At 75.7% G+C, this 15,797-nt stretch carries 15 protein-coding genes; 10 read left to right on the forward strand and 5 right to left on the reverse strand.

Features of this window, described 5'->3' with window-relative positions:
* Nucleotides 1–140: 140 nt before the first annotated feature.
* Nucleotides 141–743 carry a TetR/AcrR family transcriptional regulator gene (locus AC067A_RS02680; RefSeq protein WP_478613579.1) on the reverse strand — a complete coding sequence of 201 codons (603 nt, stop codon included), beginning with the start codon at nucleotides 741–743 and terminating at the stop codon, nucleotides 141–143.
* 134 nt (nucleotides 744–877) lie between these two features.
* Here AC067A_RS02680 and AC067A_RS02685 point away from each other — a divergent pair, with 134 nt between their 5' ends.
* From AC067A_RS02685 to AC067A_RS02710, 6 genes are all read left to right on the forward strand, one after another.
* A complete protein-coding gene (locus AC067A_RS02685; RefSeq protein ID WP_478613582.1) occupies nucleotides 878–1,558 on the forward strand; it encodes a DUF6230 family protein in 681 nt (226 codons plus the stop codon).
* 102 nt (nucleotides 1,559–1,660) lie between these two features.
* Nucleotides 1,661–2,275 (forward strand): DUF6114 domain-containing protein, encoded by a 615-nt coding sequence (locus AC067A_RS02690; protein ID WP_478613585.1) that lies wholly within the window; start codon nucleotides 1,661–1,663, stop codon nucleotides 2,273–2,275.
* Nucleotides 2,272–3,048, forward strand: coding sequence for a DUF6230 family protein (locus tag AC067A_RS02695; RefSeq protein WP_478613588.1), 777 nt, complete (start codon nucleotides 2,272–2,274; stop codon nucleotides 3,046–3,048). Before AC067A_RS02690 ends, AC067A_RS02695 begins: the two co-directional genes overlap by 4 nt.
* On the forward strand, nucleotides 3,042–3,434 hold the full coding sequence (locus AC067A_RS02700) for a DUF6114 domain-containing protein (RefSeq protein ID WP_478613590.1): 393 nt from the start codon (nucleotides 3,042–3,044) through the stop codon (nucleotides 3,432–3,434). Before AC067A_RS02695 ends, AC067A_RS02700 begins: the two co-directional genes overlap by 7 nt.
* Nucleotides 3,431–4,048: a hypothetical protein gene (locus AC067A_RS02705; RefSeq protein ID WP_478613593.1), complete on the forward strand. Its 618-nt coding sequence runs from the start codon at nucleotides 3,431–3,433 to the stop codon at nucleotides 4,046–4,048. The genes AC067A_RS02700 and AC067A_RS02705 overlap by 4 nt, the downstream gene beginning before the upstream one ends.
* Entirely contained in the window at nucleotides 4,045–4,746 is a 702-nt protein-coding gene (locus AC067A_RS02710; RefSeq protein ID WP_478613596.1) for a DUF6230 family protein, read from the forward strand. The genes AC067A_RS02705 and AC067A_RS02710 overlap by 4 nt, the downstream gene beginning before the upstream one ends.
* A gap of 31 nt (nucleotides 4,747–4,777) precedes the next feature.
* Here the strand turns inward: AC067A_RS02710 and AC067A_RS02715 are convergent, their stop codons facing one another.
* Both AC067A_RS02715 and AC067A_RS02720 read right to left on the reverse strand, forming a co-directional pair.
* Nucleotides 4,778–6,871, reverse strand: a complete 2,094-nt coding sequence (locus tag AC067A_RS02715) for an MMPL family transporter (protein WP_478613599.1) — start codon at nucleotides 6,869–6,871, stop codon at nucleotides 4,778–4,780.
* Nucleotides 6,872–7,090: 219 nt separating this feature from the next.
* Nucleotides 7,091–7,582, reverse strand: coding sequence for a MarR family winged helix-turn-helix transcriptional regulator (locus AC067A_RS02720; protein WP_478613602.1), 492 nt, complete (start codon nucleotides 7,580–7,582; stop codon nucleotides 7,091–7,093).
* A gap of 121 nt (nucleotides 7,583–7,703) precedes the next feature.
* Between AC067A_RS02720 and AC067A_RS02725 the strand changes: the two genes are divergently transcribed.
* The 3 genes from AC067A_RS02725 (at nucleotide 7,704) to AC067A_RS02735 (ending at nucleotide 11,956) form a co-directional block, all read left to right on the forward strand.
* A complete protein-coding gene (locus AC067A_RS02725) occupies nucleotides 7,704–9,389 on the forward strand; it encodes an SDR family oxidoreductase (protein ID WP_478613605.1) in 1,686 nt (561 codons plus the stop codon).
* 302 nt (nucleotides 9,390–9,691) lie between these two features.
* Entirely contained in the window at nucleotides 9,692–11,065 is a 1,374-nt protein-coding gene (locus AC067A_RS02730; protein ID WP_478613608.1) for a cryptochrome/photolyase family protein, read from the forward strand.
* A 243-nt stretch (nucleotides 11,066–11,308) separates the two neighbouring features.
* The gene (locus AC067A_RS02735; RefSeq protein WP_478613611.1) at nucleotides 11,309–11,956 is read left to right on the forward strand and encodes an alpha/beta fold hydrolase; all 648 of its coding nucleotides are present in this window, start codon (nucleotides 11,309–11,311) and stop codon (nucleotides 11,954–11,956) included.
* Nucleotides 11,957–12,001: 45 nt separating this feature from the next.
* Here the strand turns inward: AC067A_RS02735 and AC067A_RS02740 are convergent, their stop codons facing one another.
* Together AC067A_RS02740 and AC067A_RS02745 are read right to left on the reverse strand one after the other, a co-directional pair.
* A complete protein-coding gene (locus AC067A_RS02740) occupies nucleotides 12,002–12,571 on the reverse strand; it encodes a GNAT family N-acetyltransferase (protein WP_478613614.1) in 570 nt (189 codons plus the stop codon).
* Between the two features lie 199 nt (nucleotides 12,572–12,770).
* Nucleotides 12,771–13,469, reverse strand: a complete 699-nt coding sequence (locus AC067A_RS02745) for an adenosylcobinamide amidohydrolase (protein WP_478613617.1) — start codon at nucleotides 13,467–13,469, stop codon at nucleotides 12,771–12,773.
* An 80-nt stretch (nucleotides 13,470–13,549) separates the two neighbouring features.
* Here AC067A_RS02745 and AC067A_RS02750 point away from each other — a divergent pair, with 80 nt between their 5' ends.
* Nucleotides 13,550–15,703 (forward strand): hypothetical protein, encoded by a 2,154-nt coding sequence (locus AC067A_RS02750; protein WP_478613620.1) that lies wholly within the window; start codon nucleotides 13,550–13,552, stop codon nucleotides 15,701–15,703.
* Nucleotides 15,704–15,797 lie beyond the last annotated feature (94 nt).

Here is a 15,797-nt window from a genome sequence, read left to right on the forward strand (position 1 = left end):
CCCGGCCTCCGGGCGGACGGCGCTCCTTGCCGGACGGGCCGCCCCCGGCCGCACCGGCCTCCGGGCGGGCGGCGCTCCTTGCCGACCAGGCCCCCCCCGGCCGCACCGGCCTCCGCCGTGTCGCGCCCCGCCCGCAGGCGCTACCGGGGGAGCTTCTCGTGGCCCGTGCTCAGGGCGACCCGCAGCACGGTGTCCGCGATGCGGCGGGCCGACGCCTCCGGCGAGGAGCCGGCCTGGACGATGTGACTGGCGGTCAGCCGGACGGCGGCGTCCACCGCCAGTTCGCGGGCCACCGGGTCGACGGTCGGCCATGCCTCGGTGACGTACGCGTCGGCCATCGCCGTCGCCGTCTCGAACGCCGCCGCCGAGCGGGTCGTCAGATAGGGGAGGAGTCCGTCCTCGCCGGTGCTGGTCAGCATGGCCTTGATCAGCGGGTTGCGGCCGGCCAGCGTGAGGGTGAAGCCGACGGCCGCCTCGACCGCCGCGTGGAGGTCGTCCCGGTGTGCGTCCAGGCCCTGCTGGATGCCGACGAGGCAGCGCTCCAGCTCGCGCTGGAAGAGGGCCTCGCCGACGGCCTCCTTGGAGGGGAACTCGGAGTACAGCGTCTGACGGCTGACGCCGACCGCACCGGCCAGGTGTGCCATCCGCAGCTTGTCGAAGCCGCGGTCCGCGACCGCCTCGTACGCGGCGTCCAGCAGGCGCTCGCGCAGCAGTGTCCGGACCGTTTCCCTGAACCGTGGCATCGGCCAAGCCTAGTCCAGCGGAATTCTTCCCAGGATTGTCCGAAGTGTTGACACTCCTTCCAAGAGTGTCCAATTCTCGAACAGGCAGCCGCAGAGTGTCATTCGACCAGTGCGGCACGACGGTTGGAGATCACATGCAGAACGAGTCCCGAGGTGTCACCCGCTGGCGCAGATCGACGTTCCTCGCCCTGCCGGCGACCGCGGCCGTCGCGGCCATGGCCACGGCGATGGTCCAGGGCGCGCTCGCCGCGAACCTCTCGCTGACCAGCGTCCCCTTCACCCTCAGCTCGAAGACCGTGGCCGCGCCCCAGGGCATCGGCGCCGTCATGCACACCATCGACGCCGGCGGGGCCAAGGGCGCCGCCGAGGTCGGCATCGCCAAGGCGGGCCTCGACGGCATCTGCGTCCACGCCACGCAGTCCGTCGACCTCCCGGTGATCGGCAGCCTCGGCACCTGGTCGCTCAACATCTCCTCGCCGGCCGCGGCGACCCCGCTCACCAGCGACCAACTCGTCGCCGGCGCCGGGCTCCAGGCGAACAAGCTCGTCCTGGACGCCCAGTCGCTGAAGGCCGCCACGGCCACGCTCAACGCGAGCGACACCACCCCGAACGTCATCGGCGCCGCCGCCGACGGCGCCGCGATCAAGGGCACCGGCATCAACGACGGCACCCCGGGCCAGTTCGGCCTGGACGCCACCGGTGGCCGCACCGACATCAAGAACCTGAACGCCGACGCCAACGGCGCCACGATCTCCGGCGCCATCACCCTGCCCGACCTCGCGATCGGCATCGCCCACGGCAACAAGGCCTGCTGACCCGCGCGACCGGACCGCCCCGACGGGCCGGGGCCCCGCGCATCCCGTACGGCGCGGGGCTCCGGCCCCCCTTCCCCGTCGACCCACCGCTGTGAGGCCTTCATGACCACCGATCCGCCGCCCGCGCCGGCCGAGGCGGTACCCTCCGCCGGGCCGGGAGCCTCCGACGTAACGGCCGAAGCGGTACTCTCCGCCGGGCCGGGAGTCCCCGACGTACCGGCCGAGGACGTACCGGCCGAGGCGGCCACCGGCCCTGCCCCCGCCCCGAGCCGACCGCGCCGGGCGCGCCTCGCGTTCCGCCGCTGGCGCCGCACCCGGCCCTTCTGGGCGGCCCTGTGGACCGGGGCCGGCGGCTTCGTCGTCTTCTTCCTGCCCATGGCGCCGCTCGGCAAGATCCTGCAGGTCGGCGTGGGAGGGATCGCCGGCATGGCCGGCGGGATCGTCCTCATGGCGATGGCCCTGCTCATCCTGCTGCTGCCCGGTCAGCGCCACACCGCCGGGACCATGGCGGTGATCGCGGGGGTCGCCTCCTTCCCCCTCTCGAACCTCGGCGGCCTCTTCGTCGGTATGTTCCTTTCCGTCCTCGGCGGCTCCATGGCCTTCGCCTGGCTGCCCGAGAAGCCCGCCGGGAAGCGCGGCGGCCCGTCGCGCCGCAGGAGCCGGCCCGTCGCCGAAACGCCCGTGACCCCCGTGTCCGTGGGGAGTGGATCCGCATGACACGCATGACAGACCGACTCGGCCCGTCCCTCGCCCGCGTCCGCGCGAGCGGCCCCCGCGCCGTCGCCGACTGGAACGCCCGGATGCTCGCCGAGGCGGCGGACGGCACCCGGCGGGGCACCCGTTGGGGACGCGGCGCGTTCGCCCTCGTCCCCTCGGTGCTCGCCGTCGGAGCGCTCGGCACGGCGCTGGCGCAGGGTGCGCTCGCCGCCAACTTCAGCGTCACCGGCCAGCCCTTCACCCTGACCTCCAACGGCGTCGCAGGCACCGGCTTCGGCGCCATCGTCAACACCCCGGCCGTGGGGCGCCCCGACGGCACCTCGACCACCGACACGGCCATGGCGCGGATCGGTTTCGCGAGCGCCGGGCTCGCCGGGCTGTGCGGGATCGTCCACCAGACGATCGCCGGAGTGCCGTACTCGCTGATCCTGACCGGCGGCCAGAAGGTGACGGCCACCCCGCCGGGGACCTTCGCCACCGACATCGACGCGTCGAACCTCTACATCCAGGCGACCGAACTCCAGGCGTACGGCCCCACCACCCTCCAGAACGCGGTGCTCGGCCAGTCCGCCGACCAGGTCACGGTGGCCGGCAAACCCCTCACGGGCGCCCTGCCCGGCGGCTTCGGCCTCGGCTCGGCGGGCGGCGAGGGCGGCAGCTCCATCAGGCTGCACGGCCTGAACGCCACCGCGTACGACGCCGAGATGGCGGGAGCGCTCGTCCTGCCCGACCTGAGGATCAGGGTCGTCGCGGGAACGGCCACGGCATGCTGAGCCGGGCGAAGGCCGCGTACGACTGGTTCCGCGCGTTCCGCCGCACCCGGCCGTTCTGGGGCGGTGTGTGGCTGGTCGCGGGAGGCTGGACCGTCCTCAAGTTCTCCCTCAGCTCCCTGCAGTTGATCGTCAGCACGGGCTTCGGGGGAGTGGCCGGCTACCTCGTCGGCGGCGGGATGATCCTCTGCGGGCTCGTGCCGATCGCGCTGCCCGCCCAGCGGTACACCTTCGGGCTGATCGGCGTGGTGCTCGCGGTCGTCTCGCTCGTCGTCTCCAACCTCGGCGGATTCCTCCTCGGCATGGTGCTCGGGATCCTCGGCGGCTCGATGACGGTGGGCTGGGGCGCCAAGCGGCCGCGCCGGGCGCGCGAGGCGGTGGAGAGGTGACCCGCCGAGCACGGCAGAAGGCGCTCGCGGTGCCGGCCGCGCTGCTGCTCGCGGTCGTCACCGCCGTCTGGTCGGGACGGCCGAGCAGCGCCTCCGCGCCCGCCGCCGCGGCCGCCGAACCGCTGGGAGTGCCCTTCCTCCCCTCGCCCGACCCGCTGCACGTGACGATCTCCAGCATGGTCGCCGTCTCCATGACCGTGGACAAGGACGTCACGATCCGGCTCTCCGACGGCACGACGCGGACGACGACGCAGTACACCTTCACCAAGCTGAAGATCCGCTCGCACATGAACGTCACCCAGCGGGCGGCCGGTCACACCGTCACCATCGACGTGCCCCAGGAGGGTTCCCTCGGCGGATACGACAGCGCGGGGAACCCCGAGACGACCACCATGTGGGGCGACATCACCCACGTCTGCGTCCGGGTCCTGGTCAAGATCTGCGGGGTGCAGGGCCTGCTCGACTTCTTCGGCTCGTTCATCCCCCTCACCGCGGGGGCCGAGGACTTCGTCGGCGACATCTACGCGATCCGGACGGTCGACGACCACGCCGCGCTCGACTCCACGGACAACCCCGTCCATCTCCCCGGGACCATCACGGTGACCACGCCATGACCACCTACCACCGCCTCGTCGAGGGGCGCACCCACTGGCTCCGGTCCCTCGCCGTCGCCGTGCCCGCGCTCGCCGCCGCCGCGGGCATCGGCTCCGCCCTGGCCGCCGGAGCACTGGCCGTCGGACTCCGGATCCAGGACCGGCCGGTCGACTTCACCACCAGCAGCCTGTACGGGACGCAGTACGGCGCAGCGGTCGTCGACCAGACCGTCGTGCGGCCCGACGGCTCCACCGCGACCGTACGGGTGCTCCGCATGGGCTTCGCCGACGGCGTGCTCAACGGCCTCTGCCTCAGCCAGCGCCGGCAGATCGCGGGAGCCACGTACACGCTGCTGCTGACCCTCGGCGACGACGACCCCGGCTCCTGGGAGATCAGGACGAAGAACACCGTCCTCGACCTGCGGGCCGCGACCGGCGTCCTCTACATGGACGGCGTCGTCGACCTCAACGTGGACGGCGCCGACGTGAAGACCGTCAAGGACGCCACCGGCGCGTACGTCCTCAACCCCCTGAACAGCCCGCGGCACCGCTTCGGCATCCAGGCCCGCTACGCCAAGTTCGACTCGATCGTCGGCACCGCCCAGGACTTCCAGATCCCGGGGATCCTCACCACCCCCCGGCTCGAACTCGCCGTGCGGCCGGGCACCGTGGCCTGTCCCGCCCCGGCCGCGCCGACGGGCACGCCCGGGACGCCGTGAGGCGGCCCGGGCGCGGAGGCCGCCCGGCGGGTCAGGAGCGGCGGCTGAGCGCGCCCGGCCACCACGCGCGCGGGCCGAGGTCGCGCACCAGCGCGGGGACCACGAGCGAGCGGACCACCAGGGTGTCGAGCAGGACGCCGAAGGCGACGATGAAGGCGATCTGCACGAGGAACGCCAGCGGGATCACACCGAGGGCGGCGAACGTCGCGGCGAGCACCACGCCGGCGGAGGTGATCACGCCTCCGGTCGCGGTCAGGCCGATCCGGACGCCTTCGCGGACCCCGTGGCGCAGCGACTCCTCCCGGACCCGGGACATCAGGAAGATGTTGTAGTCCACGCCGAGCGCGACGAGGAAGACGAAGCCGTACAGAGGCACCGACGCGTCCGTGCCGCTGAAGCCGAAGACGTGCTCGAAGACGAGCGCCGAGACGCCCAGGGTGGCCGCGAAGTTGAGCGCCACGGTGGCGACCAGCAGCAGCGGCAGCACCACGGAACGCAGGAGCGCCATCAGGATCACCAGGATGATCGCCAGCACCACCGGCACGATGAGCGCGCGGTCCCGGGCGGCGGTGCGCTGGGTGTCGTACGCCTGTGCCGTGGAGCCTCCCACCAGCGCGTCCGCCTCCGGAACGGCGTGGACGGCGGTACGGAGGCGGGCGAGCGTCTCCCGCGCCGCGTCGCTGTCGGACGAGCCGGTCAGGGTGGCGTCGATCCGCACCCGGCCGTCGACCACGAGCGGCGCGCCGGGCGCCGGGCGGCCCGCGGCATCCACCGCGAACGCCGAGTCGACGCCGGAGACCCCCTCGGCGGCGGCGACCACGCGGGCCGCTGCCGGGGCGTCGGCGATGATCACCGCGGGGTTGCCCGCGCCGCCCGGGAAATGACGGCCGAGGGTGTCCTGCGCGGCGACCGACGGCGCGTCGTTCACGAAGATCTCGTCGAGGGGCACGCCCCGGGAGTCGAGGGCGGGCGCGTAGGCGGCGCACGCCAACAGGGCGGCGACGGACACCACCCACACCTTGCGGGGCGCCCGGTCGACCAGGTCGGCGACGCGGTGCCAGACCGCACCGCCGCCCTGCGCGGGGGCGTCGGTTCCGGCGGGCTTCGGGCGGGCCGGCCAGTACGCCGCGCGGCCCGTCAGGACCAGGGCGGCGGGCAGGAAGGTCAGCGTGCTCACCACGGCGCAGACGATCCCGATGGCGCCGACGGGCCCGAGCGCCCGGTTGTTGGCCAGGTCGCTCGCGAGGAGGGCGATCAGGGCCAGGGCCACCGTGGCGGCACTCGCGACGACGGGCTCGAAGGAGCGGCGCAGCGCCTTGCCCATCGCGGCGAAGCGGTCCGCGCCGGGAGCGGAGAGCTCCTCGCGGTAGCGGGCGGCCAGGAGCAGCGCGTAGTCCGTCGCGGCCCCGATCACCAGGATGGACAGGATGCCCTGCACCTGGCCGTCGACCCGGACCAGACCGGCGTCGGCGAGCACGTACACGATCGCGCAGGCCAGCCCGAGGGCGAACACCGCTCCCAGGATGATCATCAGGGGCAGCAGGACGCTGCGGTACACGACCAGCAGGATGAGTAGCACCGCGATCAGCGCGACGCCGAGGAGGAGTCCGTCGATGCCGGCGAACGCCCCGGACAGGTCGGCCTGCGTGGCGGCGGGCCCCGCGAGCCACACCGTCGTCCCCGGCACGGACGCCGCCGCCGCGCGGACCGCGTCGAGCGTGGCCGGCAGCTCGTCGCCGAGCCCGGACCCGAGCGGGACGACGGACCGCAGCGCCTGGCCGTCCTCCGAGGCCACCGCGGGGGAGGGCGGCCCGGCGACGCCCGGACGTCCGGCCAGGGCGGCGACGGACCGCGTCGCCAGGGCCGTGGTCGCGGGATCCAGTCGTCCGCCGTCACGGGCGGTCCACACCACGATCGCCGGCACGGCCTCGGACGTGCGGAACGCCTTCTGTTCCTCGACGACCCGGGTGGACTCGGCGCTGCGGGGCAGGAAGGCGGCCTGGTCGTTGGTGGACACCTCGCCGAGGCGGCCGGCGAACGGGCCGAGCCCGCCGCCCACGACGAGCCAGACGGCGAGGAGTGCCAGGGGCAGGAGAAGGCGGGTCCGGCGCGGGGCGCGGGGCATGGGGACTCCGAACTTTGTCTCGACCATTAACTATCTCAATGATTGAGATATATGTGTACCACGGCTGATCAGCGACGGTTTCCCCGGGGGACGCCGGGGCCGCCCCGACCGCTCGGGACACACGACCTCCGGATACGCCGGGACCCCGAAGGCGCCCGCCGGACACGAAGGCTCTCGGCAGCTCCTTCGGGTCTCGGCACCCGAACGGACGCACCCGATTCAGCGTCGCGGAACGCGCAGCGCGCCCAGCTCCTCGTTCAGGGTGTTCAGGAAGCGCAGGGCCACCACGAGCTCGTCGGCGTCGAACCGCTCCCGCGCCCGCTCCGCGGCCTCCGCGAGCGGCAGGAAGTAGCGCCGCGCCGCCACCTTGGCCCCGTCCTCGTACCGCACGTGCACCACACGGCGGTCCGCGCTCTCCCGCGACCTGCGGATGTGCCCGGCCTTCTCCAGCCGGTCGAGGCAGGCCGTCACCGCGCCCGACGTCAGGCCGAGATGCTCCCGCAGCCGCCCCGGCGTCAGCGGCTCGGGGCTGTCCAGGACGACGGCCAGCGCCTGCACGTCCGTCGGGTGCAGCCCCTGTGCCTGGGCGAAACCGTGCACGAGGCGGTTGATCTCGCCCTGCGTCCGGCGCAGCGCGACGGCGAAACTCTGCAGGTCGCCCGTCACGCCCCCGGGGGCGCCATTCGTGTCTCGGTCTTCTTCGCTGGCCACGCGTCCAGCCTATAGACGTCGCTCCGCCGCATCCGTCCGGGCCGCGAACGGAGAAGAATCGCCGTGGCGCCCGCCCCGCGCGGGCGCGGCAAGCACCCGGGACGGAACGGAGCACAACCCCATGGCGACGCATCCCACGGCCGCGTCATCCGGCCCCCCGTCGGAACCGGATCCCGCGCCTTCCTCCCGGACGGCGCCCGACCCGGAGGAGCGCGCAGAGCCTGATCCGGACGAGCGCGAGGTGTCCGGCACGGACGAGCGCGCGGCGCCCGATCCGCCGTCCGAGCCGCCCGCCGGTCCGGCGCTGTGCCTGGTGACCGGCGCCGGCGGATACATCGGCGGGCGGCTCGTCCCCGAACTGCTCGGCGCCGGACACCGCGTCCGCTGCCTCGCACGTACCCCCGCCAACCTCCGCGACCACCCCTGGGCCGACCAGGTCGACGTGGTCCGCGGGGACGTCACCGACGCGGCGAGCCTGCGGGCGGCGTTCCGTGACGTGGAGGTCGCCTACTACCTGGTGCACTCCATGGGATCCGGGCACGGCTTCGAGGAGACCGACAGGCTCGCGGCCCGGACGTTCGCGAGGGAGGCCCGCGCCGCCGGAGTGCGCCGCATCGTCTACCTCGGAGGCCTCACCCCGGCCGGGGTCCCCGAGCGGGAGCTCTCGACGCACCTGCGCTCGCGGGCCGAGGTGGGCCGGATCCTGCTGGACTCCGGCGTCCCCACGACCGTCCTGCGGGCCGCTGTCGTCATCGGTTCCGGCTCCGCCTCCTTCGAGATGCTCCGCTACCTCACCGAGCGGCTGCCCGTGATGGTGACGCCGAGCTGGGTCGGCACCCGGGTCCAGCCCATCGCCGTGCGCGACGTGCTGCGCTACCTCGTCGGCAGCGCCCGGATGCCGCGGGACGTCAACCGGTCCTTCGACATCGGCGGCCCGGACGTCCTCACGTACCGCGAGATGATGATCCGGTACGCGGACGTCGCCGGACTTCCCCGGCGACTCATCGTCCCCGTCCCCGTCCTCACCCCGCGCCTGTCCAGCCATTGGATCGGACTCGTCACCCCGGTGCCCGCCGCCCTGGCGCGCCCACTCGCCGAGTCCCTCCGGTACGAGGTGGTCTGCGCCGAACACGACATCACCGAGTACGTCCCCGACCCGCCCGGCACCCCCGTCCCCTTCGACCGCGCCCTCACGCTCGCCCTCCAGCGGGTCAGGGAGGCCGGCGTCGCCACCCGCTGGTCCTCCGCCTCGCTCCACGGCGCCCCCAGCGACCCGCTGCCCACCGACCCCGACTGGGCGGGCGGCAGCCTCTACACCGACGAGCGGGAACGGACCGTCGAAGCGGGCCCGCAGGAGCTCTGGCAGGTCATCGAGGGAATCGGCGGGGAGAACGGCTGGTACTCCTTCCCCCTCGCCTGGGCCGTGCGCGGCTGGTCCGACCGGCTCGTCGGCGGAGTCGGGCTGCGCCGCGGCCGGCGCGACGCCCAGCGGCTGCGGGTCGGCGACGCCCTGGACTTCTGGCGGGTCGAGGAGATCGAGCGCGGCAGCCTGCTCCGCCTGCGCGCGGAGATGCGGCTCCCCGGCCTCGCCTGGCTGGAGATGCGCGCCGAGTGCGACGACACGGGCCGCACCCGCTACCGCCAACGCGCCCTCTTCCACCCCCGCGGCCTCGCCGGGCAGTTGTACTGGTGGAGCGTCGCCCCCTTCCACGCCGTCGTCTTCGGCGGCATGGCCAGGAACATCGCGCGGACCGCCGAGAAGGCGGCCGCGGACCTCCCGGCCACCACGGCCCGGACACAGCCGTGACGCATCAGGGCACCCGGCCCGCACGGACCACCCGGCGCGCACCCCGAGCACACGGCGCGCCGAGAGCACCCGGCACCGCCCGAGCTCCCGGCACCGCCCGACCTCCCCGGGCGCCCGGCACCGTTCGCGCTCCCCGAGCACCAGGTATCGCCCGAGTTCCCCGAGCACTCGGCACCGCCCGGGTTCCCCGAGCACCAGGCGCCCCCGAACAGCCAGTCCTCAGTACGTCAGCACACCAGCCCACCGGCTGCGGGCGGCCCTCCCGGGCCCCCGCCCGGTGACCGATCGCCAGGAGTGGCGCCATGACCGTCTCCGTCGTCCTGTTCACCTCCGACCTGCGCCTGCACGACCATCCGCCCCTGCGCGCCGCGGTGGACGCGGCGGACGAGGTCGTGCCGCTGTTCGTGCGGGACCCCGCGGTGGACCGGGCGGGGTTCGCGGCGCCCAACAGGCTCGCGTTCCTCGCGGACTGCCTGGCCGACCTCGACGCCGGGCTGGAGGAGCGAGGCGGCCGGCTCTTCGTGCGTGAGGGCGACACCGTCGACGAGGTGTGCGCCGTGGTGCGGCGGGCGGATGCGGACGAGGTCCACATGGCCGCCGGGCACTCGGCGTTCGCCCGGGGGAGGGAGCTGCGGTTGCGGAAGGCGCTGGAGTCCGCCGGGTGCCGGCTGTACGTGCACGACGCCGTGACCACCGTCGTACCGCCCGGCGACGTCACCCCGCAGGGATCGGACCACTACGCCGTCTTCACCCCGTACCTCAGGCGCTGGTCGACCGAGCCGCTCCGGGCACCGCTCGCCGCCCCGCGGGCCGTACGCGTACCCCAGGGTCTGCGCTCCGAGGGGCTGCCCGGACGCGCCTCGGTGGCGGACGTGTCCGAAGGACTCGCCACGGGAGGGGAGACGGAGGGGCGCCGGAGGCTCGGGGCGTGGCTGTCCCGGTACGCCGACACCTACGAGACCGGCCACGACGACCTCGCCGGCGACGCGACCTCGCGCCTCTCCCCGTACCTCCACTTCGGCGCGGTCTCGGCGACCGAAGCCGTCCACCGCGCGCGGGCCCGCGGCGGACCGGGCGCCGAGGCCTTCGTACGGCAGCTGTGCTGGCGGGACTTCCACCAGCAGGTCCTCGCCGCGCGTCCCGAGACGGCCGTCGAGGACTACCGGCCACGACTGGACCAATGGCGCCGGGGCGCGGAGGCGGAAGCGGACCTGCGGGCGTGGCGCGAGGGCCGGACCGGCTACCCGGTCGTGGACGCCGCCCTCCGCCAACTCGCCCACGAGGGCTGGATGCACAACCGGGGCCGGCTGCTCGCCGCGTCCTTCCTCGCCAAGACGCTCTACATCGACTGGCGGGAGGGAGCCCGGCACTTCCTCGCGCTGCTCGTGGACGGCGACGTCGCCAACAACCAGCTCAACTGGCAGTGGGTGGCCGGCACGGGCACCGACACCCGCCCCCACCGGGTCCTCAACCCCGTGCTCCAGGGCAAGCGGTACGACCCCGACGGCGCCTACGTCCGGCACTGGGTGCCGGAACTCGCCGGACTCCCCGGCGCCTCGATCCACGAGCCGTGGCGGCTGAAGGGCCTCGACCGTGCCTCGTACGACTACCCCGACCCGATCGTCGACCTCGCCGACGGCCTCGCCCGCTTCCGGCACGCGCGGGGCCGGGACTGACGCCCGGGCACCGGCCGTGCGCGGAGTCGGGGGTCCCGTATCTGACGGGCCGTGGGACCTGACAGACTGCGGCTCCCAGGCTCGATGCCCCGCGCGTGAGGGGGACCCGCCCAGCGCGGGGAGCGGCGAAGCGACTGATGGAGGCCTTATGGCGCAGCGGCCCGGTGACGCGCCCCGCACGGCCCGTACGAGCGGACACCACCGCCGGCCCACGAGGCGGCGGGCGCACGGGACGGCCCCGCGATGACGAGGTGCCGGACCCGCCGGGCCGAGTCGGGCCGCCTCGTCGTCCGCAGCGCGCCCTCGGCGCCCTCGGCGGCCGTCCTGCTGCTGCACGGCGGGCGCGCCGACGGGCCGGAGCCGCCGCCCGCGCTCAACCTGCCCGCGCTCCGCATGCGCCCCTTCGCCGCCGCCATCACGCGCGCCGTTCGCGGCCGGAACGTCCTGGTCGCCGAGGTGCGGTACGGCCGACGCGGCTGGAACGGGGACCGCGCCGACGCCGCCCGGGACGCCGAGGCCGCCCTCGCCCGGCTGCGGGAGGAGGCGGGCCCGGTGCCGGTCGTCCTCGTCGGACACTCCATGGGCGGCCGCGCCGCGCTCAGGACCGCCGGCGACCCGGCCGTGCGGGGTGTCGTGGCCCTCGCGCCCTGGTGCCCGGCGGGCGAGCCCGTGGACCACCTCGGCGGGCGCCGGCTGTACCTCCTCCACGACGAGGCCGATCGCGTCACCTCCGCCCGTGAGTCCTGGGACTTCGTGCGCAGGGCGCGGGCGGCGGGCGCCGACGCGGCGGGCATCCCGATGCCGACCGGCGGCCACTCCATGCTCCGGGGCGCGGGCCTGTGGCACCGCCGCGCGGCCGAACTCACCGCCGCGCTGCTCTCCCACGGCTGAGGCCGGTCCCGCCGTGACCCTGGGCGGGCACCGGGGAGCACGGGGTCACGGGTCGGCCCCCGGCGTGCCCGGGGTGCCGTCGTGCGGGCGCGCGTACAGGAACACGTCGCGGTAGCCGGACGCGGTCCGCACGCCGTCGCGCACGAGCCGTTCGCGCCGGAAGCCCGCGCGTTCGGCGGTCCGTACGGACGCCGTGTTCCACGGTTCGACCTGCAACTCCAGCCGTGCGAGGCCCAGGTCCCGCAGGGCCCAGTCCGCCACGGCCCGCACCGCGGCGAGGGCGGCTCCCCGCCCCCGCGCGGACCCGACGACCCAGTAGCCCACCGACGCGCGGTCGGGCTCCGGCCGCAGCCACAGCCCCGCGTTGCCGACGGGCCGGCCCCCGGGGTCCACGATGACGAACGGGTACCCCGTGCCCGTCGCCGCCCGGCCCCACTGCCGCTCGACGAACGCGACCCCCTCCGCTTCGGAGTACGGCGCGGGAACCGTCGTGATCTGCGGGATGTACTCGTCCTCCGACGCCTCGCGCACGAGCGGGAGATCCGACAGCCTCCAGGGCCGCAGCGTGAATCCGCCGCCTGCGGTCAGGCCGGGGACGTCGAGGGCGTGGTCCATCCGGACATCGTGCCGGGGGGCCGGCCCCGGACGCACCCGGATTCCGGCGGGGTGGCCGGGCCTCGGTCACTCGGATTCCGGCGGGGCAGCCGGACTTCGGGTCACTCGGATCCCGGCAGGGCAGCCGGGCCCCGGTCACTCGGATTCCGGCGGGGTGGCCACCGCCCCGGAACACCCGGGGCGGTGGCCACCCGCGGTGTCACCAGGACCGGTGGCCCTCGGCCGCGAGCAGGTCCGCGCAGGCGGAGCGGGTCGCGCGGTGCACGGCGCGGGCGAGGCGGGCGCCCCAGAGCGAGCGCGGTCCGGCGAACGCCTGGGCCTCGGCGCCGGTGGGCGAGGGGGCGGCGACGCACACGGCGTCGGTGGGCGTGCCGGAGGCGTCCGCCCCGAGCTCGACGAGGGCCTGGGTCTTCGCCTCGGTGGCCGTGGCGACGGCGTTCACGAGGGCGGCGTCCGTGAGCGGTACGGGCAGCGACACGATGATGTTGATGGTGCCGGGGCGCGGGGCCACCACGTCCCCGGCCCCCGGCGCCGCGGCCCAGCCGCGTACTCCTATACCGGCGGTCACCACGGCCCGCGCGCCGCCGTCCGCCGCGTACCGCCGGTCCGCGACCGAGGCCGCCGTCATGAGCCCTACGCCGGAGCCTTCCAGCCCGGCCCCCGAGGCCAGCTCGCGGAGATGCGCCACGGGATCGAGCCGGCCGTACCCCGGCGGCACCTGGGCGTTCAGCACCCACGCGCGTTCGCCGACGCCCCCGCCCAGCACGGCACTCGACACCATCCGCACGCCGGGGCCCGGCGCCCAGACCAGCAGCGGCCAGTCCCGTCCCTGATCCTCGTGGGTGAGCAGCGTGGCGTCGGCCAGCGTCGGGCCGGCGAGGAGGGAGCGTGGAGGCACGCCACACCCTAACGCCCAGGGGGAGTCGTACGGCCACAGGTCCGAGGTGACGCCGCGGCGCCCGGACTCGTTGGCCGGTCATGGCTTCCCGTGACACGACCCACGACACCCCGATATCCGGCCGCCGCCCCGCCCGGGAGGCCGCCGAGGCCGCGCTCGTCGAGAACTACTCCGGGCTGGTCCGGCTCGCCTACCTGATCCTGCCGCCCGCGCTGGGCCGCCACCGACGCGTCCTGACCGCCCACGCCCTCGTGCAGGGCGCGCTCCCCGCAGCCGCACGCCGGAGCGGACCGGAGACGTCACGCACCCGGAGGGCGCGTCCCGTGTCGCCCCACGCGGTGTCCCCGGACGCGGCGGACGCGCCGGAACCCGGATCACCGACCGCTCTGTCCGCTCCCTCCGTACCCGGTCGGCGGGGGGCCGAACGGCCCGCCCACTCCTGGCTCCGGGCCACCGTGGTCAGAGCCGCGCTCCGGCCGACCCGCCGGTACGCGGCGCTGGTGCCGCTGCCCCTCGTGCTGGGCCTGAGGCTCTTCCCCCGGGCCGGCGGATCCGAGGAGCTCGCTCTCGACCGCGCCCTGGCCGGGGCGTCGCCGGAGGCCCGGGCCGCCCTCGCACTCCGTACGCTCGAACACCTCGCCGAGGACGCCGTGGTGCGCCTCCTCGCCTCCGCGGGCGTCGCGGAGCCGTCCACCGCCCTGCGCGGAGCGGACCGGCTCGTCGCCGCCCACGGAGCCGACATCGAACGGCTCCTCCGCAGCGCCGAGTTCGACCCGTGCACGGTCCAGACCCGCCCCACGGACCTCCTGCGCCGCGGCAGGCGGGGGCGGCTCGCCGCGCTCGCGGGCGCGCTGCTGCTCGCCGCCACGGCCGCCGTCGCCACCGGAGGACTCCGGCCCGCGGACCAGGCGCCCGCAGGTCCGGTGGGCACCGCCTCCGGCGCCGGTTCCCCATCGGCACTCGACCCCGCCGCCCTGGTCCGCGCGCCCGCCGACCGCTGGGCCGACACCGCGCGGGTCGACTTCACCGTCTGGCCCGCCCGCGGATCCCGGACCGGGGACACGGCTCTGCTGAGCCGCGCCCTGGTGGCGTGGGGGCGCCGCGCCGACGGCGGCGCACGCGTGACGGCCACTCCCGGGACGCCGACGACACCGCCGGCCGACCCGCCCCGGCTCCTCTTCGCGGGCACCGTCGACGACACCACCGTGGTCCTCCTGCACGACGGGCGGCGCCTTGCCCGGTACGCCGAACCGCGCGACGGCCGCGGGCCCGTCACCGTCGGCCTCGCCCGGGCGGACGACGCCGACGTCACCACCGGCGCGGCCGTCGTGGTCGGCCGGACCGGGGCAGGGACCCGGTTCCTCCTCGCACCCTGGATCGCCGAGGCGGGAGTGCGGGACCTCGGCTCGCCCGGCACCGCCGCACGCCCCCTGGAGGTCGACCCGGACGGCGTCACCGCGCCCGTGCCGTACGACGCCGCCCCGGCCGCGGCGGCCAACTGCCCCCGCACGACCGTGCTGCAGCTCCGCTCCTCTCCCCGGATCGTCGAGGACCACGCCTTCCTCCTGGCGGACCTCGGGGAGCCCACCCCGGTCCACCTCACGTGGACGCCTCCGCCGGGCGCGGGCGCCCCGGCGCGCGCGCCGCGCGAGGCGACCGGTGCCCGGGGGCTCGCCGCCTGGGCCCGTTCCGCCTGCTCCCTCGCCGTGCTGCACGGCGCCGGGGTCCGCTCGGTCAACCGCTGGGAGTACGCCGAGCAGGCGCTGCCCGAACGCGCCGGCCGTGCCGTGTGGGTGTGCACGCGGGCGGACACCTGGGAGGGCGGCGGCCGGGTCGCCCTGTCGTTCGAGACCCCGGTCCGGCGCCCGGTGGCCGAGGTCGCGGACACCGCGGCGTGCAGCCGCTTCGGCCGGCACGTCCTCGCCGGCGGGTACTGGACGGCGCCGTCGGGCACGCGGTACCTCCTCGCCGCGGGCAGCCGGCACGTCGTGGGCGTCACCGCCGGGGGAGCGGTCTCCGCCACCGGCCGGGGACCGGTGCTGGCCGCCGAGGCGGACAGGGAGGGGCCCGTCCGGCTCGCGGGGCGCCTCGCCGACGGCTCGGACCTGTCGGGCCTGACGGCGACGGACGACGCGGCGCCGGACCGCGGAGCACGACGTGACGCCGGGACCGCGGCGGACGCGACGGCGGCGGGGCGGGCGGCCGTGCTCCCCGCACGGGGCGGCGGCCCGTAGCCCGTACTCCCGCACCGGACGGCGGGGCGGCGGTCCCTGCTCCCGCCACGGACGGCGGGGCGGCGGACGGGCGGGGCCGCCCCGGCAGGCCGTC

The sequence above is a fragment of the Streptomyces sp. NPDC043176 genome (assembly GCF_056436715.1).